Source organism: Veillonella sp. ZSJB6, from assembly GCF_051549505.1.
In the GTDB taxonomy this organism is placed as follows: domain Bacteria; phylum Bacillota; class Negativicutes; order Veillonellales; family Veillonellaceae; genus Veillonella.
Genome location: NZ_JBPUGE010000062.1, coordinates 1 through 269 on the forward strand (window position 1 = coordinate 1; position 269 = coordinate 269).

1 protein-coding gene is annotated in these 269 nt (G+C 40.9%); it reads left to right on the plus strand.

Features of this window, described 5'->3' with window-relative positions:
* Positions 1–52 precede the first annotated feature (52 nt).
* On the plus strand, positions 53–269 hold a 217-nt coding region (locus tag ACSV5T_RS09905; RefSeq protein WP_438321004.1), incomplete at its 3' end, for a hypothetical protein.

The following is a 269-nucleotide window of genomic DNA, read 5'->3' on the forward strand; positions in this document are numbered from 1 at the left end:
AGTATTTAAAAAGAAAGACAATACAGGATTACCCCCTGCCGAGCGTAGAGCAATGCTAAAAGCCCAGCGTGAGCGTTGGGGTGATTTAGTTAATCGTCATTTGTTAGAGAATGGTTTTGCACCTGTAGTGGATATGCGAAATTGGAAAGAACGTGGGCTTGATAGTAAGCCTGATAATTATACGATGAAGCAGATGAATAACACTGAGTTTAAAGAAGCTTATAGCGAGATGGTAACGACTAGGCGAGAATTAAGTGAAATGGAGCGTT